We start from the raw sequence: 19,859 nt of genomic DNA, 5'->3' as shown, positions 1-19,859 counted from the left end.
GTGACACTGACATATATCCTAGGTTTACTTCTGTGCGTATCATTATTTCTTGGTGGAATCAGTTTTGCAAAATTAATCAGTATCAGAAAACAGATACAGGAAATGTCAGAGACTTTATCAGATATTGGGTCTGGTAATGGCAACCGAAAAATTCTGGCTGCCAGCAATGAACTGACTGCAGAGCTCTCCTATAAATTAAATGAAATTGTTTATAGCTACGAAGAACAAATTTATAAGTTCAGAACAGCGGACGAAGCGAATCGCCAGCTTATGACCAGCCTTTCTCATGATGTAAGAACACCACTAACTACTCTTATCGGGTATTTAGATGCGATACACAGGGGCGTAGCCTCCCCGGAAGATTATGAAAACTATATTGAAACTGCAAGACTAAAAGCTCATGACCTAAAAAATTATATTGATGTATTATTTGACTGGTTTAAATTAAATTCAAGCGAATTTACTTTATATCCGCAGCAAATTGAACTGGCTGAACTGACACGTAATATCTTGAAAAACTGGGTTCCCATATTTGAAGAAAAACGAATTCATTTTGAAATAGAGATTCCTGAAAAGCCCTTTTTGACAAATGTAGATCCTGATTGTTATGAACGAATTATAAACAATCTTGTTCAAAACGTTATCAGCCACAGTCAGGCTTCCATAATAACGATACAGATGGAAAAAGAAGAAACCAATATCGTAGTCCGGATAAAAGACAACGGAATCGGAATTAATGAAGCTGATCTACAGCACATCTTTGAACGGTTGTACAAATGTGATAAAGGACGCTCTGACAAAGGAAGCGGGTTAGGTTTGTCAATTGTCAGGCAGCTTGTGGAGAAAATGAATGGTATGATTGAAGCGGAGAGTGAACCAAATCATTATACTATTTTTATAGTCCGCTTTCCCGCTGCAAATTAAAGACATATAAGGCAAATACAAGGTTCCCGCAAGGTTGAGGCAAGGTTAATGCAAGGTTGGTATGTTAGTATAATCTCAATAAGAAAAGGAGGTTTACGGTTTGAATGAATTAATTATTGAAACAAAAAATCTTTCTAAACATTATGGAGAGCAAAAAAGTGTTGATAACCTGAATCTACACGTAAAACAAGGGCGAATCTACGGTTTGCTTGGCAGAAATGGAGCAGGGAAAACAACAACTATGAAAATGCTCTTAAATTTATCAAATCCCACTTCTGGAGAAATCAGTATATTTGGTGAAAACATATATGGAAACGAAGGAAAAATATTACCACGAATTGGAAGTCTTATAGAAGCGCCCGGATTTTATCCGAATTTAACAGGAACTGAAAATCTAAAAATTTATGCGCTTCTCAGAGGAGTCTCAAAACGCAATGCAATTGAAAGTGCTTTAGAAGTGGTTGGTTTACCTTATAATGACAGGAAGTTGTTTTCACAATATTCACTTGGCATGAAACAGCGCCTGGCCATTGCTCTCGCTATCATGCATGATCCTGAGCTGCTGATTCTAGACGAACCTATCAATGGACTTGATCCCATAGGAATTGCTGAGGTTCGCACCTTTATACGTGAACTATGTGAAGTAAAAAAGAAAACAATTCTAATATCAAGCCATATTCTATCTGAAATTGCTTTGCTGGCAGACGATATTGGAATTATTGATCACGGTATTCTGCTGGAAGAACAAAGTCTTTCTGAATTAGAAGATAAAAATAGTAAATATATTAATTTTGTGGTATCTGATCCGGCCCAGGCCGCCAGAATATTGGAAAAAAATTTTAAAACAGTAAACTTTATTGTTGAAGGAAACCACAGCATTCGTCTATATGATGATAATCTATCTGTCTCCTTATTAAACCGAACTTTCATAGAGAATGGGTTGGAGGTCTCTGAAGCGCATACATGCGAAGATACACTGGAAGATTATTTTAAACGTGTAACAGGAGGTGAAGGAATTGCCTAATCTTCTTTATGCAGAGTTTATCAAATTTAAAAGAAGAAAAATCTTTTTATTTGGTATACTGGCTGCATTAATTTTTCCTGTTTTTAATTCTGCACTGTTATCAGAATTTAATTTTGCAAGTATACAATCCGGTGTGAGGGAAGACAATGCTTTTTTACTTTTAATGCCTATGCTCATCATTCTGGCCGCTAATCTTTTTTTTGTGGAGCAGGATAATAACACTCTTAAAAATCTACTTTGTATTCCTATACCACCAAAAAAGTTGGTGATTGTAAAGCTGTTGGTTTTATTGCTTTTTTCAATTACATTTCAGATTACTGGTTTTGCTGTCAGTACGGTAATTGCCGTCATTAAAAACATTCCAATTGTTGACCCTTTTTTTCAATTTTTTCTGACTGTGTCTACAGGTATACTGATATGGGCTGCCGCCCTTCCATGTATTGTTTTGGTTATCTGGTTTAATAAAAGCTATTTGCTCTCTATTATCATAGTTTTCTTTTACACCCTTACAAACTATGTAATGCATTTCAGCGATGCAATAATGATGCAGCCTATTGGATTGAATGCCGGTACTTTAATGCCTGTCCCAATGATATTTCGATGGTTATATCAGTTTTATAAACCAGCCGGAGATATACAAACTGCTTTTTATAAGCGCTTTAGCCAATATTTTGCATCTACACCCATTTGTTTTTTTGTACTTCTGCTCGAGGCATTTATATGCATTTATATAATGTTCCGGATCTACGACAACAGAGAAAATTAAGAAAGGAGCTTCTTCATGATCTGTATTATAAAAACAGAGTTCATAAAATTAAAACGATTTAATATTCTGCTTATTGGTATGATTGGAATGACTTTCCCAGCTATTCTCTCAGTTTTTACACAAACTGTCTCTACTCCCGAAGCCCAGATACAAAATTTTAATATCTCTGCAATGATAGATAATACTATCTGGAACAACGCAACTATTTTTATGCCAGTTACCTTCACATTGATCGGTGGGTACTTAATTAATCGTGAATATACAGATGATACACTTAAAAGTATATTCACAATTCCTATCAGTTTTCAAAATCTTATTATTGGAAAACTGATTACTATGGGTATAATTAGTGTGTTATTTGGTTTTTATAGCTTCTTAGTAACTATAATTGTAGGATTGGTAACTGGTATTACTGGTTTAAGCGCAGCTATCTTGTTGAAAGGTCTTATTCAAATGCCTGCTTTAGCCCTCTGTACATTTATTTCAGTTCTTCCCATTATCACTTTCACTAGTCGGAAACGCGATGCTTTTATGGGGGGCGTTATTATATCATTTCTATTTGGATATAGCTCTATGTTTATAAAAAATGTCACTCTTCGCAGTTTGTACCCCATATTATCCGGTCTTACTGTAATTCAGTTTGATACAAGAATATACATGAATACAGCTGAACCTGCTAATCTTTTTATCTCAGTTTTAACTCTGGCTGTCGTACTTTTGCTCACCAGCCAAATTATTTTATTTACTGACCCGCCTGAAAAATCGATAAAAATTAAAAAGAACAATATCTTTTTAAGACAAGGGCAAAAAAAAGAGAGCTGATATAGCCCAAAATTAATAATAAGGAGAGTTTTAATTATGAAAGAAAAATTATTAAGCACTATTTCTTTAATTACTATTTTTGTTCCTTTTACTGTCATCTTACTTTGGAACGCTAATAATCCCAATGCCACCGCTATCTTAACTGGATATTGCATTTTTTCTACAATCAGCTTCTTTTATACCCTTTTTTTATTTGCTGGGATACGATTGAGAAATACTAATGTAAAGATCTCACTAGGTGTTAACAGTCTATATCTCTTATGTATTCTTGCTTTTGTAGTATTTCCTCGTCTTATGAATTAGTAAATCAATGCCCTCATATAGGATTATATAGTAGCCTATACGAGGGCATTAACCTAGAGTTTTGAGTGAGTTAATCTATAATACAATGATTTGTTGTCTAATAAATCCTCATGTTTTCCTGACTCAATTATTTTTCCTGATTGGATCACATATATCCTGTCAAAATCCTGTATCGTATTTAAGCGATGAGTAACTACAATCTGGCTTACGCCCTCACTCTTTATATTTTCATAAATTTTCTTTTCTGTAATTGGATCTAAATTACTAGTTGCCTCATCAAATACTATAACTTCTGGTTCAAGTGCTACTGCCCTTGCTATTGCAATCCTCTGCTTTTGTCCTCCTGAAATATTCTGTCCATTTTCACCTATAAAAGTATTAATACCCATTGGACAACTTTGAATAAAGTCCTGGGTTTCTGAGACTCTGACAGCTTTATTCAGTTTTTCATCAGACAGGCAGTTAAAGACATCTATATTATCCTTAATTGAACCACTAAATGCAACCGGAGTCTGCGTAACTATGGTGAATAACCTGTCAATACCATCTCTATTAATTTCTGCTATGTCAATCCCATTTAAAGTAATTTTACCTGCATAATTAAATAAAACATTCATTATTATTTTTAGTAATGTTGACTTTCCACTTCCTGATGTCCCCACAATAGCAATCCGCTCACCAGCTTTTAATTCAAAGTTAATATCAGATAATTCTTTTTTATTACTGTCCCCATAAGAAAAACTGAGTTCTTCCAGTTTTAGATTCTCGAAATGCGTAATTTCTATCTGTCCATTCTCAGCATTCTCATTATATGTAAGGAATTCTTCCATTCTTAATAATGTCTCTTTTAAATTACCTAACTGGGGGATTACAATTGATACTGTGTTAAATGGTGCCATAAAATAAGATGATAATGTCACAAATGCAATAAGCCCCCCCATTGTTATTTCTGTTTGAGAGACAAAGTATGATCCACAGATATAAATTAAAAGTGGGGTTATGATACCTATGGCATTAATGCCTGATTCAAGATAATTTCCCGCAATGCTCTTTCTTCGTAATAAATTTAGCACCTTATCGTAATCATGCTTAAGACCTGTATTTAATATCTCACTTAATCTCATACATCTGATCTGTTGAATATTTACTAAAGTATCAACCATCTTCCCCTCTAACTTACTTCTCTCCGCCATATAATTCATAACCAATTCATCTAACTTTTTTTTAATTAAACTAATATATATTAACTGAAGAATTATTATAGTTAAAGTCATTAAAAATAGAACAAATGATTGTCCTATCATAAAAACAGCACAAATAATTCCAGTTATTATTTCTACAAGAGTTGTTATAAGTAATGATGACACAAAATCATAGATGTCATTTACACTGTTAAATCTATATTGCAGATCACCAGATGTGTGACTTTCATAAAACTTTAAATTAATACGAAATAATTTGTCAATCATGTGGTGTATAGTTTCTTTATATAGACTATTTTGTACCAGAAGTATTATGTTTTGTTTCACCAGATTCGCACAAAAAAAAGCGATCAGGATAAATGCTGCAATTCCGAAATATATAAGAGTTTTGTATCCACCAGAACGTTCTCCCATTGTATCTACTATTCTTTGAATTGTTAACGATGGTAACAAAACAATACACTGTGTTAAAAGCGTTAATATAAATGCAAAAACAATAGAAGAATATTTGATCTTTATAGGTGAATGTTTAACATATTTAACATGTTTATTATTTTTTTTAATGTCCTTTGTTGGTATAATTATGATAATATATCTTTCACACTCACTCATTAAATCCTGAAAAGACATATGCCTTAATCCATTAACCGGATCATTTATAAGATATATATTTCCCTTCTTCTGAGTTACTACAAAATAATGATTATTTTTTGTGCACATTATAAGCGGTAAATTAACGCTTATATTTTCTTCCACAAAAAAATCCTCATAGGCCGTAAATTGAAATCCATAATCCTCTGCAATATATTTCATATCAGATAAGGATAATCCATCACGGCCAATATTAAAGTTAGCTCTAATATAATTTTGATTAAATTTACAGCCATAATACTGAAAAATCATAGTCAGACATGAAATTCCACAATCAGTTGTACTTAATTGCCTGATCAAAGGAACCTTTTTCTTTTTTGGCATATTATCACCTCATATTAACTGCTAATACACAGGGTAAATCGTCTGACAAATCTCTTAGTAACGAGTATCCGATCCCAGACATTCCATTCATAAAACCTAATGAGTAATAACCATATAGAGATGTTACGCCCAGGCTTTCGTCTTGAGCAATTCCTGCTACAATCTCTTTTCTGATTTTTTTAACGTCCAACTCTAATTTTTTATTATCAAATTTTTTACAATACTCCCGTATAATTTCTGTGTTACCAATGCTACCATGACATAAGCAATTATTATTACTGATTCCATTACCATAAACAGTTTCGATAGCATTTCGTATATCTTGAATGATAATTGTTTTGCATTCATTATCATAAATACTTAACATGCCTAATCTTCCCAATAAAATTCCTGGTGCACCATGGCACCATGCAACTGTATAGATATTTTTATCAGAAATTTTTTCGCCTTTAAAGTGCCGCTCATCTTTCCAGTTTTTATACGTTTGATCAAATAGTGTTCGTTCGAACTCCAATCCATTTTTTATGGCATTTAACGTATATTCATTTTGTGTATATTTCCATAATCTTGTCAAAGCATAAATAATACCACTGGTACCGTGAGACATACCCGCAAGCGCAGACATTTTAGGGTTTCCAATCCAGCCTCCATTGTGATCTTGAGATACTACCAAAGTATCACCAGCCTGCTGCGCCAATATTAGGTAAGTCTTATCTTTTGTTATTTCATACATTTCAACCAATGCAATAACCGCTCCGGAATTTCCATATACCAAATCAAATTTATTATCACTCTGAATTGCTGCCGCCAAAATATCTACGTGGCGGACTGCATATTCTAAATAAATTTTCCTGTTTGTGATTTTATACAACAGGCAATATGTATAAACAAGACCAGCTTCTCCATTAAAAATTCCACTATCTTCCTCTTTGAGATCCTGCTCATCTTCCAGCAAGCTATCTGTATATTGAAATAATGATTCTGCAACCGCATTTAATACCTCTTCATATTTTGCACATTGAAAAACTTTATTAATGGCAGCAAAAAATATAGCAATACCAGACAAACCTTCATACAAATAAACGGAAATAGGCCGTATATCCCACGAAAAGTTATCATCATCACCCAACGGAAGTACATCGATCCAGCTAATATCTTTTTCATTCTTTCCCCACACGGCTTTACGGATAATGGAGTCAGCAATTTTTTTAACTGCTTCTTCGCATACAGACTCATATGTCAAAACAGAATTCATTGGAGTAATATGTTTTATCTTTGCGTTCCTTTCATTTGTTTTATCTACGTCATCCAGAGAAATGTTTATAAACATTACCTGTTTTTCCAAATCGCCATCACTTAACTCCATTACTTTAAGGCATGCACGTTCAATACTTGTATGAGAAAAGTAATTTTCAATACACTCCCCTCTGCCATTCCTTAGAATAGTCTCATTTGCCATAACTGTAAAATACGGAATATCCATATGAAGCATATCATCCACTTCATGTTTAATTATATCTTTTGATTTATCAGTTGTACTGTCTTTATATAAGGAGCATAAAAACAACTCTCTATCTTTACAATCCTGAAGGAAATCCGGATGATAAGAAAGATGCAGAATCATACTATATTTTTGAGTATCTTGTATCAGGTGTCTCACTTTTAAATCACCAAAACTATTTAATAACTCACACATACTATTTTTATTAGCAAAAGTATATGTATATGCATGACTAAATCCCTCCACAATATCATCTGAAAATTCTGCAACGGGCACAAATAGATCATTTAACCTGGCCAGATTTTCCCGTTCCTCTTTCACAGGGTTTTTATACTCAAGATGCATATTGGAAGTATATTCGTCAACAATATGAGGAATTTTAAATGGGTAAAGCGTTCCTCCCTTCCCCCCCACTGCACTCATATCAATTCCTTGCCCCTTCTTATCAAATCTATTCTTAGGTAGAAGACCAGAAGATAAAACCGATTGTCTTAACATAATATTTATGTTATCTCTTGCATACAGTTGGCCAGATGTTCTCCAATTCTCTAGAATAGTTTCTGCATCTATGATTTTGGGGTATTCGCCATTTGCAATTAAGTTTTCCTCATGAAAATCATTTGCATTAAGAATATAGCTGATAAATATCAGTGCTCCGAACCTATAATAATATCGTTTTAGCTGTTCATAACTTCTGCAACAGTCACATTTTACAAACTCTTCCCAACCATAATTCTCACAATTAATTATATTAAATTTTCCTAAATCATATTTAAGTCCGGGTTTTATAAAATCAATTGCTTTTTGCAAATATACTTCTGCTTTTAAGCTTCTGGATTTATATACTAGTTTAATATTATTCTTAAGTGTAACTATAAATACAGTCTCTCCACCATTATGAGAATCGGATGTATCTGATTTTAAAGATTGAATAATTAAGTTCTTAACTCCTTTACTTTAATGTAACTTTTACTATCATTTATGTAACTTTTCCTGCCAGTTCTTGCACTGTTATTCATAAAACAATAATAAGTTCATACACTTGTATTTCTACAAACGCATGAACTTATTTAATAATTGCGATATAATAATTCTTTATATTTATCTGGAAAAGATCCGTTTTTTATAATCCCCCAGACCACTGGTGTCTTCTACGTTATAGCACATAAGGAAATGAGTCCTGGATGTGCCATAGACAGTAAATCCGTGTCCCCGGTATATATCTGCAAAAGGAGATGCCTGATAAACCGTTAGCAGAACAGGTTTTTTAGTCCTGTCGGATAAGCAGGTAATGAAATCAAGAAAATCACTTAACAATTCTCTTTCACTGCCGGACGCAGACATGATAACAGAAACATCTGTAATCTGGTCCGGCTGTTCCTTATATGTAAGAAATCCTATGATTAATCCGTTCAGCCGGATGCTTAAAAAACTTGCATCTTTTCTCGTCCTTTGAAATAAATCGTCTGCAATAATCTTCTGTATCTCATCAACCCAGCCGCCATAATACTGATCAACAAATGGTTTTAAGAATTCTTTTCTTATTTTTACGTACTGATCTAAGTCCTCTTCGCCAACCGCTTCTATAATATACCCCTCACGGATCCGATCATCAGATAATATCATGCAGCCCCCTTACCAGCAACAGTCTGGATTCCTTCTATTTCTACCATTATATAGTCAGCACCGGTAAATATTCTTTTTTAAAACCCTCTCCCGCTGCTTTTACAAACCCAGATCTTATCCTGCACATAGCGCTTTACCAGTTCTTTCCCCATCTTCCCATAAATCTTGGGATCTATAACAGACTGGTCTTCACTGAGAATCCGTCTCATACCATCGGTAAACGCAATTCTTAAATCCGTGGCATAATTCACCTTACAGATTCCTTCCTGAATGCAGCTTCTCACAACCTCATCCTCTACGCCGGAGGTCCCATGAAGCACCAGGGGTATAAAAACTCTCTTTTTTATCTCTTTTAAAAGATCCAGCCTAATGTTGGGGCATCCTTTATATACTCCATGTGCGGTTCCGATTGCTACTGCAAGAAAATCAATACCAGTCTGCTCCACAAATTCCACAGCCTGTTCCGGTGAGGTCAGACCGGTACCGCCGCTTACCAGATCATCCTCTTTCCCTCCCACACAGCCTAATTCCGCTTCAACCGGAACTCTGCAGGGGCGGCATGCTTCCACAACACGTCTGACTAACCGGTTATTCTCCTCCCAGGGCAGATGAGAACCATCTATCATAATAGAGGTATACCCTTCCCGCAGTGCCTGAACTGCCAGTTGAAAGCTGCTGCCGTGGTCCAGATGCAGAGCAACCGGAACCGTCGCTCTCTCAGCCACTGCTTTTACATTGGCATAATAGAGGTTCAGACCGGCATATCTGACTGTAGATGGCGTTGTCTGTAAAATAACAGGTGACTGCATCTCCTGTGCAGCCTCCACGACTGCCATGACCATCTCCATATTCTCCACGTTAAAGGCACCGACAGCATAATTCCCTTTCTGAGCATCCAGCAACATATCTTTTGAAGTAACTAATGGCATTTTTTCTCTCCTATTCTTCCGTAATCAGTCGTATAATCTGGTCCTTTTGCCTGCATTCTCTGAGCCTTGATAAAAATCCTGGTTCCATAAGTTTTTGAGAAAGAGCAGAAAGTAGTTTTAAATGAACATTATCTTCTTCCTCTCCCACGGCAATCATGAACACCGCATATACCGGTTCTCCATCCGATGAGTCAAATGATATTCCCTTCCTTGATAAACCAACTGCAACTCTAGGCATACGAACCGCCTTTGATCTGCCGTGTGGAATCGCAATTCCACCGCCAAATGCCGTAGAAGAAACTTCCTCCCGCTTCATAATCTCTTTCTTAAATGCCTCTGCATCCTGCAATACCCCATCTGCATAAAGCATGGCCACCATTTCATCAATTGCCTCCTCTTTCCCCGTATTTTCAAGAGAAAGGCATATTGTTTCTTCTTTTAATAGAGAGGCCGGCAGGAAAGAAGCACCTGCCGCTTTCCACGGGGCTGTTTCCTTTTTTGCAACCGGAGTCACTAATATATACAGTATGGCACCGATAAAAGAACCAAGTAGTATGCAGAGAACCCATGCAGCCGGTTTATTCACCAGACCAAGAATGAGGAATCCACCATGAGGGGCAGGCACCTCTATCTTCATCAGATACGTGGAAACGGCAGAAATAGATGAACTCACCATAAGAATCGGTATTACCTTCAACGGATTCTTTGCCGCAAAGGGAATGGCACCCTCCGTAATATGGGTAAAACCCAGAACATAGTTAACCAATGCTGCAGTCCGGTCCTCTTCTGAAAACCTGTTTTTCTTAAGAGTGGCAGCAATGGCCATAACCAGCGGAGGAGTAATGCAGGCCGCCGAAACTCCCGCCATAAAATAATAATTCCCCTGACCGAGAAGAACGGTTCCCGTCACATAAGCCGCCTTATTAACCGGTCCTCCCATATCAAACGCGCACATAGTTCCAATAACGATTCCCAATAGAACCGGACTGGTATTCTGGATCTTTGTCAGTGCCGCCATCATCCACTGGTTGAGAGCCGCACAAGGCTGGGCAAACAGCATCATCAGTATACCAACACCTCCAATGGTAATGATTGGAACTATAAAAATGGACTTTAATCCTTCTAACTGCCTGGGAAGCCTTCTTAATGAGCTGACAACTCCCTGGGAAAGATATCCGGATAAAAATCCGGCGACAATTCCTCCAAGAAAACCAGCATCTGTTCCTGCCGCTATGGCACCTCCCACCAGTCCTGCAAGAAGCCCCGGGCGCCCGCCGATGGACTGGGCAATAAACCCGCTTAGAACCGTGACCATTAATCCCATCGAATAGCCGCCTACCGATTTAATCAGGGCTGCAATTGGATTATACTGCTCCGATGACGGATCAAAAGAATAGATCCCCCACAGAAAAGAAACCGCTGTCAGAACACCTCCTGCCACCACCAGCGGCAGCATATGGGAAACGCCGTTCATGAGATGCTTATAAATCTGACGGACAGCATTCTGCTGCGGCTGGGGATTCAGATTACGGCTGACCGTTCCTCTTCTGACAGGAACGCTGCCAGCCAGACATGCTTTCACCAGTTCCTCCGCCCTGCTGACTCCATCTCCCACCGATACCTCCAGAACCGGCTTGCCGTTAAAACGTTCCAGATCCACACTTTTGTCACTGGCAACAATAACGGCATCAGCCGCCCGAATGTCAGCCTCTGTTAATGCATTCTCAACCCCTATGGCTCCGTTAGTTTCCACTTTGATCTGACACCCCAGTTTTCCAGCTGCCTCTTTTAATGCCTTTTCAGCCATAAACGTATGGGCAATTCCCGTAGGACAACCGGTTACTCCAAGTAATTTCATACACCCTCCACCTTTCTCACAATAATCTCTTTTGTATAATCTTCCACTCTATCCATTAAACCCAGTCCGCTGCTCTCTGCCACATTGGCGCCTACTGCTGCGGAACGTTTTAATGCTCCCTCTATCTCATATGGCTGCTTCAGCCATATGCTTAAAAAACCGGCAAGTGCTGCATCACCGGCGCAGGCCGAACTGACCAGCCGGACTTTCTTCGTACCTGCATGGTACAGAGCACTGCCATTGTAAAAATAAGATCCCCGATCTCCTAAGGTGAGCAGAATATTCTCTGCACCACTTTCATGGAGATCTTTCAGCACATCTTTAACATCTGCTTCATCCCGCATCACGATTCCGAAGATTTCTTTAATCTCCTCGTCATTAGGTTTAATCAGATACGGCCGGCAGCCGATTAAATCTTTTAAATAAGGAGAGCTGATATCCAGAATAACGGACGTCTGTTTTCTCTGGCAAATCTCCATCACCTCATCGTAAAAGGAATCCTTAACCCCTTTTGGAAGACTGCCGCTGATGATTAACGTATCCAAATCGTTCAGTGTCTCCAATAGCCTGCACAGATTCTTCTGCTTCCCTGGCGAAACATAGGAACCTTCATTTACAAACTTATACTCCTCCGTTCCATCATTTAAAAAGATATTAATTCTGGTTGTGTCATTCACCCAGACCGGATAAGTCTTAATTCCCCTTTTCCTGGTCTCATCAACAATAAAACGACCGGAAAAGCCCCCGAAAAACCCCAGAACAGCGGACTGGGTCTGAAACCGCTTTAAGCAGTAGCTGACATTTAACCCCTTACCGTTGGGAGTGTATACCGCATCAAAGGTACGGTTTACCACCCTTCCCATAATTCCACAAGACGAGAGATTCATATCAATCGCCGGATTTGCTGTCAACGTATAGATCACTGATTCCACCTCTCTTTTCCATGTTAATTCTGCTTACCTGCTATTATAGAGAAGATGGTAATGAAAATCTTTTCAGTTATTGAAAATCTATATCCGGGGGCACTCCTGCTAAAAGACGCTGGAATACCAGATAATCAGGTACTCCAGCGCCTATGTAACCACTCAGGAATAAGTTGACATATAATCTATAATAATTCTGCAGATCATATACAGGGGAATCCTCGATGAGACCTCAAATTCCTTAATCGCCTGATGAGAATGCTTAAACCCTACCAGTGATATCTTACTGCATGCGATCAGCCTGGACTTGGGATTACAGCAGCATGAGATTACGCAGTTACCTCTCTGGTGGGCTGTCACAGCCGAAGAAACCAGTTCCGGAGTCTGTCCATTCAACGACAAAACAAACAAAACATCCCGTTCTTTCAGCTTTGCTGCCTTTACCTGCATGATATTCGGGTCGTCCGTAAAGAAAACATCATAATTCAGAAGCTGCAACTTCAATGAAAATTCCTGTCCGACATAGGTAGTGAGTCCTCTGGCAAACACAGATATCTGACGTGCTTCTTTTAAGCATTGTATAACTGCCAGAATATCTGTCAGTGAAATTCGTTCATGTACCGCCTGAGCTTCTATAAGAGTTTTATTAAAAAGCTCATTCATGCTCTGGATTTCTTCACTCCTGGCGCGGTTCCCGGATCGGTATCTTAATTCGTTAAATCCATTCAGACCGCACTTGCGGATGGCTCTTGATACAGTAGATGGGGAAGAGTAAGTATCAAAAGCAATGTCAACAATGGACATTGTATGAAGAGTATTCTCATGACTGTTAATAAAATTAATGATTTCCAGTTCTGTCTTAGTCAGTTTTTCTATAATATCCGAATCAAGTGAGATAATCATGAAAACCTCCCGCCTTCCATAGTTTTTCAGTCGCATAAATGCAACTTACCGGGCAAAAAAAATTCTTGCTGCTTCTTCCTTCGTCAGAGGGATCATCTTCATAATTTTGTTCATCTCTTCCACTGTAAACGTGTTCCCTTTTCTCTTCATCTTACGATAAAATGTACATCTGCTTACTCCAATGGCATCTGCAACCGCTTCCTGAGTCAAAGCTGATTCTGCCATCTTCTCCTTTAACATTTGTATGTTCAAATAATACACCCCTTTCCAGTTGCATTAATGCTACTATCGTATTATAAGAATAGCTCAAAGAAATTAAAAAGTCAATATATAAATCGCAAAAATGCACCTGTTTTCGTTGCATTTTTGCAACATTGATGATATGATACATTCAGGAGGTATGAATATGTCAATCACTGGTCAGAGAATCAAAGAAAGAAGAAATCAATTGGAGATGAGTGCAGATGATGTAGCCGCCCGACTAGGTGTTTCAAGGTCTACCATTTTCAGATATGAGAACGGACACATAGAAAAAGTACCAGCCAATGTTCTGGAAAAGCTGGCGGGCATTCTTAAAACCACTCCTGCATATCTGATGGGCTGGCAGGACGACTGCTTCGAACATCCAAATTCCAGCTGGGATGCACCCGTCTGGATGCGTGGATCTGCAGATGCAGCATACGATAACTTATTCAGGGAAGATGAAGGCCTGGGCTACCACACAGACAATGGCTTACAAGCAATGCTTAAAAGTGCCCGGCAGGAAGACCGTGATAAAATCAGCGCTATGGCGAAGATTTACTTAACCCTTACGGATTCCGGGAAAAGAAAAGCGAATGAATATATCATGGATCTATACGAACAGCCAAAGTACCGGAATCAATCTCAGGATTCATCCTTAGGCTGCGAAGAAGAGAAAGACTAGTCAGAACCAGCTGTTTTTCTCATAGGTTTATGCAGTTAAAAAACTTGCTCCTGGTAATAAAATCTTGCTGAATTGTAAATCATTTTATGATAAAATATAAAGGATTTTTCACAAAAATACGATAGAAGAGCAGGAACAGTTGAACTATGGAAGCGAAATTAGAAAAAAAGTATGGTTTATTTACAGCCATCGCTATGGTTGTAGGCATCGTGATTGGAAGCGGTGTGTTTTTTAAGGCAGAAAAGATTCTGACTGCAACAGGGGGTGATTTAAAGCAGGGCATTCTTGCATGGATCATCGGCGGCATCATTATGATTTCCTGTGCATACACGTTTTCCGTTATGGCTACCAGATATCAGTACGTTAATGGCATCGTAGACTACGCAGAGGCAACGGCAGGAAAAACATTTGCCTATTACGTAGGCAGTTTTATGGCAATTATCTACTATCCTACAATCACCTCCGTCCTTGCCTGGGTTTCCGCACGGTATACCAGTGTTATCTTTGGTTTTTCCATTACCGGAGGTGAATGTATGACGATTGCCTGCCTTTACCTTATTTCCAGTTTTACCATTAACGCTTTATCTCCTGTTTTAGCAGGAAAATTCCAGGTAAGCACCACTGTCATTAAGCTGATTCCTCTCTTTTTAATGGCGATTATCGGAACCATTACCGGTCTTCACAATGGTATGACCGCTTACAACTTTACTCATACCGTATCTGATAGCTCCTCCAACGGACTGTTTACAGCAATTGTTGCTGCAAGCTTTGCCTATGAGGGCTGGATTATTGCAACCTGTATCAATGCAGAGCTTAAGAATGCAAAAAGAAATCTTCCCCTTGCTTTAATTACCGGAACCTTAATAACCATGGCCGCTTACATCCTGTATTACATCGGACTGGCGGGCACCGTTAAGAACGAAGTAATTATGGCAGGCGGAGAAGCCGGTGCCAAACTGGCCTTCCAGACTGTATTCACATCAATCGGCGGCAACCTTTTGTTTGTGTTTGTAATTATATCCTGTCTGGGGACGCTAAACGGACTGATGCTTGGCTGCACCCGTGGAATTTACTCTCTTGCAGCAAGAGGTTTAGGACCGAAACCTAAGGTATTCAATCAGGTAGATCCTACGACCAACATGCCAGTTAACTCTGCGATCTTAGGGTTATTCTTATGCGGTATCTGGCTGTTTTATTTTTACGGAGCGAATCTTACCGCCAGCTGGTTTGGATTTTTCACCTTTGATTCATCCGAGCTTCCCATCGTTACCGTGTATGGTTTGTATATTCCTATATTTATTTTGTTTATGGTAAAAAGCAAAGGCTTAAACATCTTTAACCGGTTCATAATGCCCTGTATATCCCTTGCAGGCTGCATTTTTATGATCATTGCCGCATGGTATGCACATGGTACTGCTGTAGTCGCTTTTCTTATCGTATGTTTTGTTGTTATGGTAATTAGCGCTTTGTTTTTAAAAAAATCAAAGGCTGCAGTTTAATATAACAAAAAGGGGGGGGTATTATGAATACTTGTATTTATCTTTATCAGGAGACATCATTTTTCGAGGTAGATCTGGTGGCTTATTTTATGAAAACCGTAGGTAATGTTAATATTCTGGCTGATGATAAAAGTATGATAGAGACAAACGAAGGAGTCCGGATCGTGGTGGATTTAAGCATCAATGAGATAAGTGCTGAAGAGATCGACGTTCTGGTCATCTGCGGCGGGAATACAGATAATATTAATAAGCTGTCAGAACTTAATCATTTAATCAGAGAATGTAAAAAGATTGATAAAGTGATCGGTGGTATTTGCGCTGGAAGGGATATTGTGGCAGAGGCGCTATGCATTGAAGCTAATTCGCATCATACCCAAACCTTAGACGGCAATATCGTATTAAGCCCTGGTAATGAATATGTAGATTTTGCACTGGCTATTGGAAAAGCTGCAAATATATATAAAGACGAGGCAGATTATCAGGAGACTATCACTTATTTCAAACTATTTAAAAATCCAGCTGTTACTATTTAGAGTTATTCTATACAAGGGCAGGATTCCCCAAACAGGAATCCTGCCCTGATTTTATAAATCCCTAATTCATATTTTTAATACAACAGACGAAAGCCCGTTCAGACTGCCCCCTGTCTCTCCATAAACAACCTCAAAGTCATGGTCCGGCAATTTTAAACTAACCGGATCTGTACTAAAATTCTGAATGAACACATAAGTGGCTTCCTCAGACTCTCTTATAGTCACTTCTACTCCATCAGGAATATCAGAAAGGGGTTTTTCAATCTTATCATTTTTTTGTACTGCTTCCAGGAAGTCGTTATAAAACTGCCGTTCCATATCCGCACAGATATAATATGCCTTCCCTTTTCCATATTGATTACAGGTTAAAACTGGAAGATCTTTATAAAAATCTTTCTCATAGGTCATAAGCACCCTGGCCTCCGAGACATTCACCAGCTCACACAGATTCCGGCAGGTATAGCTTCTTTCCAGAGATAGAAAATTATCTTTAACGGGAATTGCAGCATTTTCTTCCCCTTCATATAATCCATCAATTTCCGTTCTCCTGAGACCAAATACCTCAGTTAATTTTCCAGGCACACCTCCCAGAAAACAGCGGTCCGTATCATCTGCTACTCCGGACCAGAAGGTCATTACTGCAGTTCCGCCGTTTTTAACAAATTCCCTGATTTTATCCTCTATTGCCGCACGGAACAGATAAAGCATGGGAATCAGGACAATGCGGTAATCCTCCAGATCATCCTCCATGTCAATGATATCCATGTCAAGTCCCAGCCTGCGTACCCCTGCGTACATCTTTTCTGCTGTTTCTTTATAGGGCATACCGGCATTTCTGGGTCCCTGTGAATCCATCAATGCCCATCGGTTTTCCGTGTCCCAGATTAAAGCAGCCTTTGGTTTTTGAACCGTTCCAGCAAGTTCTGACAGCTTCGAAAGTGTCTCTCCGACCTGGCAGACCTCTTTAAAAACCCTGGTATCCTCACCGCCATAGTGGTCAATCACCGCACCGTGGAATTTTTCCGATGCCCCCCTGCTTTGGCGCAGCTGAAAATACAGCACACTGTCAGAGCCATGGGCCACAGCCTGCAAAGATGCCGCGTGAAGCAATCCGGGTTTTCGAAGTTTACTCACTTCCTGCCAGTTTGTAGCGGAAGGAGATGATTCCATCAGCAGAAATGGTTTTTTCAGCAGTGAGCGCATAAAATCATGCTGAAATCCAGTCTCTGCGGCAGTCTGGGGTACAGGCTTTCTATGCCATTCCGGATAACTGTCCCAGGATGCGACATCAATAACACCTTTAAATTTTCTGTAGTTCAGCCCATCATAATCCCCCATAAAATTAGTGGTAACAGGCTTTTGACACCCTCCGTCCCTGATTGCTTTCTTTTCCTGTGCCGCAAAATCCACCGTTTGGGCGGTTACAAACCTTTTCCAGTCCAGATTCAGTGCATGAAGAAGCATCTCTCCCCTGGATGAGGGGCTCTCTATCTGTTCAAAGCTCTGATATGTGTGCCCCCAGAATGTGGTACTCCATCTGCGGTTTAATTCCTCTATCGTATCATAGCGCTCCTTCAGCCAGCCTCTGAATTTTTCCTGGCATAACGGGCAATGGCAGTCTCCTCCGTATTCGTTGGAAAGATGAATAAGCAGAACACCGGGATGATTTCCAAGCGCTTTCGCCAGAAGCAGATTAATTCCTCTGACCTTTTGCCGGTATACAGGGGAGGTATAGCAATGGTTCTGCCGTCCTCCAAATAAATTCCGTTGTCGCTGCTCATCAACCCGCAGTACTTCCGGATATCGTTTTGCCAGCCACTGGGGCCTTGCCCCGGAAGGTGTCCCAAGAATTGTATAAATTCCGTTTTGATACAGCCGTTCTACGATTTCAACCAGCCAGTCAATCTGGTATCTTCCTTCCTCCGGCTCCAGCAATGCCCAGGAAAACATCCCCATTGTAACCGTATTAATACCCGCCTTCAAAAAAAGCTCCACATCCCGCTTCAGAATATCCGGGGAATCCAGCCATTGCTCCGGGTTGTAGTCACCTCCGTGCAGCAGCCTATCCTGATTCATTATAATTTTTTTATTCATTGTTTCTTCTCCATAATCCCCACTCTAATTTCCTACATGGTAGAATCTTTAATCAAGACATGATAGCCAAGAATCAGTTTCTTGCAGTCCGCATTTTTATGAATCGCATCCAGCAGTTTCTTAGACGCGACACTGCCAATTTCCTTCACATTAAATTCCAGACAGGTAACCGGAGGATAACAGCCAGCCAGCAGCCGCCCGCCATAACAGGAAGCAACTTTTATCTCAGATGGAATGCTGATCTGGTTTTTGTGCAGTGCATTCAATACCCCCATACAGATGTTATCATCAAGACATAGAATACATTCCACTTTTTTATCCAGAAGCTCAATCACATCTTTCTCAACAATCGAGGAATAAACCGCTCCCGTATAAATAAGCTCTTTTTCCATTACTGCATCAGCCTCATGGTAAGCAGCATGGATTCCTTTCAGGCGGCTTTGCGTTACAATATGTTCTTCATCCCCGCAGATACAGGCAATTCTCTTAATGTTCATTCGAAGCAGCACAGATGCTAAATCCCTGCAGCCCCCCTCCTGGTCAAAATCAACCTGAAGTACATCCTTCTCCGGCCAGCTACCTATTACCACAAATGGAATCTTCTGTTTTTTTAAATAGCTGACAGCCAGGTCATTTTCGATGGTTCTGGTCAGCACCACTCCATCTATCTTATGCTGTTCCACCAATGACTTTAATGATTGTATATCCAGGGAAGTTGTCTTTGCAATTAATACACCGTAATTCCATGACGAAAAGCAGTCATAGACACTCAGAAGAATATCCTGAAAATAAGGCAGCTGTGCATGCCCCTCTTCCCCCGGCAGAAGCACGCAGATATTATTTAACTTTTTCTCTGAATGATTGATTACATTAGGCGTATACTGATTCTGTTCCAGAAAGTCAAAAACCTTATTCTTTGTCGCCTGGCTGACCCTGCCTTTCCCTGAAATCGCCCTTGACACGGTGGTCGGCGACATCTTAAGCAGCCTGGCTATCTCCTGTATAGTAATTCTCTCCCGTCCATTCTCCTGCCCGTATTGGAATCTCATATT

The 19,859-nt window shown here is 39.2% G+C and carries 18 protein-coding genes; 8 read left to right on the top strand and 10 right to left on the bottom strand.

What is annotated here, in order from left to right:
• Positions 1–6: 6 nt before the first annotated feature.
• The 5 genes from CRO04_RS12370 (at position 7) to CRO04_RS12350 (ending at position 3,839) form a co-directional block, all read left to right on the top strand.
• The gene (locus CRO04_RS12370) at positions 7–924 is read left to right on the top strand and encodes a sensor histidine kinase (RefSeq protein WP_420323213.1); all 918 of its coding nucleotides are present in this window, start codon (positions 7–9) and stop codon (positions 922–924) included.
• 100 nt (positions 925–1,024) lie between these two features.
• Positions 1,025–1,948, top strand: a complete 924-nt coding sequence (locus tag CRO04_RS12365; RefSeq protein ID WP_097004559.1) for an ABC transporter ATP-binding protein — start codon at positions 1,025–1,027, stop codon at positions 1,946–1,948.
• Positions 1,941–2,714 carry an ABC transporter permease gene (locus CRO04_RS12360; RefSeq protein WP_097004558.1) on the top strand — a complete coding sequence of 258 codons (774 nt, stop codon included), beginning with the start codon at positions 1,941–1,943 and terminating at the stop codon, positions 2,712–2,714. The genes CRO04_RS12365 and CRO04_RS12360 overlap by 8 nt, the downstream gene beginning before the upstream one ends.
• A 15-nt stretch (positions 2,715–2,729) precedes the next feature.
• On the top strand, positions 2,730–3,536 hold the full coding sequence (locus CRO04_RS12355) for an ABC transporter permease (protein WP_097004557.1): 807 nt from the start codon (positions 2,730–2,732) through the stop codon (positions 3,534–3,536).
• 36 nt (positions 3,537–3,572) lie between these two features.
• The gene (locus tag CRO04_RS12350; RefSeq protein ID WP_097004556.1) at positions 3,573–3,839 is read left to right on the top strand and encodes a hypothetical protein; all 267 of its coding nucleotides are present in this window, start codon (positions 3,573–3,575) and stop codon (positions 3,837–3,839) included.
• A gap of 53 nt (positions 3,840–3,892) precedes the next feature.
• Here CRO04_RS12350 and CRO04_RS12345 read toward each other — a convergent pair whose 3' ends face one another.
• From CRO04_RS12345 to CRO04_RS12310, 8 genes are all read right to left on the bottom strand, one after another.
• The gene (locus CRO04_RS12345; RefSeq protein ID WP_097004555.1) at positions 3,893–6,016 is read right to left on the bottom strand and encodes a peptidase domain-containing ABC transporter; all 2,124 of its coding nucleotides are present in this window, start codon (positions 6,014–6,016) and stop codon (positions 3,893–3,895) included.
• A gap of 4 nt (positions 6,017–6,020) precedes the next feature.
• Entirely contained in the window at positions 6,021–8,450 is a 2,430-nt protein-coding gene (locus CRO04_RS12340; RefSeq protein ID WP_278321368.1) for a type 2 lanthipeptide synthetase LanM family protein, read from the bottom strand.
• Positions 8,451–8,618: 168 nt separating this feature from the next.
• On the bottom strand, positions 8,619–9,143 hold the full coding sequence (locus CRO04_RS12335; RefSeq protein WP_097004553.1) for a hypothetical protein: 525 nt from the start codon (positions 9,141–9,143) through the stop codon (positions 8,619–8,621).
• A gap of 77 nt (positions 9,144–9,220) precedes the next feature.
• A complete protein-coding gene (locus tag CRO04_RS12330; protein WP_097004552.1) occupies positions 9,221–10,072 on the bottom strand; it encodes a class II fructose-bisphosphate aldolase in 852 nt (283 codons plus the stop codon).
• Between the two features lie 10 nt (positions 10,073–10,082).
• A complete protein-coding gene (locus CRO04_RS12325) occupies positions 10,083–11,930 on the bottom strand; it encodes a fructose-specific PTS transporter subunit EIIC (protein WP_097004551.1) in 1,848 nt (615 codons plus the stop codon).
• Positions 11,927–12,853: a 1-phosphofructokinase family hexose kinase gene (locus CRO04_RS12320; protein WP_097004550.1), complete on the bottom strand. Its 927-nt coding sequence runs from the start codon at positions 12,851–12,853 to the stop codon at positions 11,927–11,929. Before CRO04_RS12320 ends, CRO04_RS12325 begins: the two co-directional genes overlap by 4 nt.
• A gap of 162 nt (positions 12,854–13,015) precedes the next feature.
• A complete protein-coding gene (locus CRO04_RS12315) occupies positions 13,016–13,756 on the bottom strand; it encodes a MurR/RpiR family transcriptional regulator (protein ID WP_097004549.1) in 741 nt (246 codons plus the stop codon).
• Positions 13,757–13,801: 45 nt separating this feature from the next.
• Positions 13,802–14,008 carry a helix-turn-helix domain-containing protein gene (locus CRO04_RS12310; RefSeq protein WP_207654447.1) on the bottom strand — a complete coding sequence of 69 codons (207 nt, stop codon included), beginning with the start codon at positions 14,006–14,008 and terminating at the stop codon, positions 13,802–13,804.
• Between the two features lie 154 nt (positions 14,009–14,162).
• On the opposite strand from CRO04_RS12310, the gene CRO04_RS12305 reads away from it, so the two are divergent.
• The 3 genes from CRO04_RS12305 (at position 14,163) to CRO04_RS12295 (ending at position 16,713) form a co-directional block, all read left to right on the top strand.
• Positions 14,163–14,681 (top strand): helix-turn-helix domain-containing protein, encoded by a 519-nt coding sequence (locus CRO04_RS12305; protein WP_097004547.1) that lies wholly within the window; start codon positions 14,163–14,165, stop codon positions 14,679–14,681.
• 146 nt (positions 14,682–14,827) lie between these two features.
• Positions 14,828–16,180, top strand: a complete 1,353-nt coding sequence (locus CRO04_RS12300) for an APC family permease (RefSeq protein WP_097004546.1) — start codon at positions 14,828–14,830, stop codon at positions 16,178–16,180.
• A 23-nt stretch (positions 16,181–16,203) separates the two neighbouring features.
• On the top strand, positions 16,204–16,713 hold the full coding sequence (locus CRO04_RS12295) for a DJ-1/PfpI family protein (protein WP_097004545.1): 510 nt from the start codon (positions 16,204–16,206) through the stop codon (positions 16,711–16,713).
• Between the two features lie 66 nt (positions 16,714–16,779).
• Here CRO04_RS12295 and CRO04_RS12290 read toward each other — a convergent pair whose 3' ends face one another.
• On the bottom strand, positions 16,780–18,807 hold the full coding sequence (locus CRO04_RS12290) for a beta-galactosidase (RefSeq protein WP_242974463.1): 2,028 nt from the start codon (positions 18,805–18,807) through the stop codon (positions 16,780–16,782).
• A gap of 32 nt (positions 18,808–18,839) precedes the next feature.
• On the bottom strand, positions 18,840–19,856 hold the full coding sequence (locus tag CRO04_RS12285; RefSeq protein WP_097004544.1) for a LacI family DNA-binding transcriptional regulator: 1,017 nt from the start codon (positions 19,854–19,856) through the stop codon (positions 18,840–18,842).
• Between the last annotated feature and the right edge of the window lie 3 nt (positions 19,857–19,859).

Source organism: Lacrimispora amygdalina (assembly GCF_900205965.1).
GTDB classification, from domain to species: Bacteria; Bacillota; Clostridia; order Lachnospirales; family Lachnospiraceae; genus Lacrimispora; species Lacrimispora amygdalina_A.
The sequence above is the reverse complement of the archived record's forward strand: the minus strand, read 5'-3'. Positions and strand labels throughout refer to the sequence as shown.

Coding starts and splice junctions, on each gene's coding strand:
- CRO04_RS12355 (WP_097004557.1), top strand. CDS start 2,730: ATGATCTGTATTATAAAAACAGAGTTCATAAAATTAAAACGATTTAAT.
- CRO04_RS12350 (WP_097004556.1), top strand. CDS start 3,573: ATGAAAGAAAAATTATTAAGCACTATTTCTTTAATTACTATTTTTGTT.
- CRO04_RS12345 (WP_097004555.1), bottom strand. CDS start 6,016: ATGCCAAAAAAGAAAAAGGTTCCTTTGATCAGGCAATTAAGTACAACT.
- CRO04_RS12335 (WP_097004553.1), bottom strand. CDS start 9,143: ATGATATTATCTGATGATCGGATCCGTGAGGGGTATATTATAGAAGCG.
- CRO04_RS12330 (WP_097004552.1), bottom strand. CDS start 10,072: ATGCCATTAGTTACTTCAAAAGATATGTTGCTGGATGCTCAGAAAGGG.
- CRO04_RS12325 (WP_097004551.1), bottom strand. CDS start 11,930: ATGAAATTACTTGGAGTAACCGGTTGTCCTACGGGAATTGCCCATACG.
- CRO04_RS12315 (WP_097004549.1), bottom strand. CDS start 13,756: ATGATTATCTCACTTGATTCGGATATTATAGAAAAACTGACTAAGACA.
- CRO04_RS12305 (WP_097004547.1), top strand. CDS start 14,163: ATGTCAATCACTGGTCAGAGAATCAAAGAAAGAAGAAATCAATTGGAG.
- CRO04_RS12300 (WP_097004546.1), top strand. CDS start 14,828: ATGGAAGCGAAATTAGAAAAAAAGTATGGTTTATTTACAGCCATCGCT.
- CRO04_RS12295 (WP_097004545.1), top strand. CDS start 16,204: ATGAATACTTGTATTTATCTTTATCAGGAGACATCATTTTTCGAGGTA.
- CRO04_RS12290 (WP_242974463.1), bottom strand. CDS start 18,807: ATGAATAAAAAAATTATAATGAATCAGGATAGGCTGCTGCACGGAGGT.
- CRO04_RS12285 (WP_097004544.1), bottom strand. CDS start 19,856: ATGAGATTCCAATACGGGCAGGAGAATGGACGGGAGAGAATTACTATA.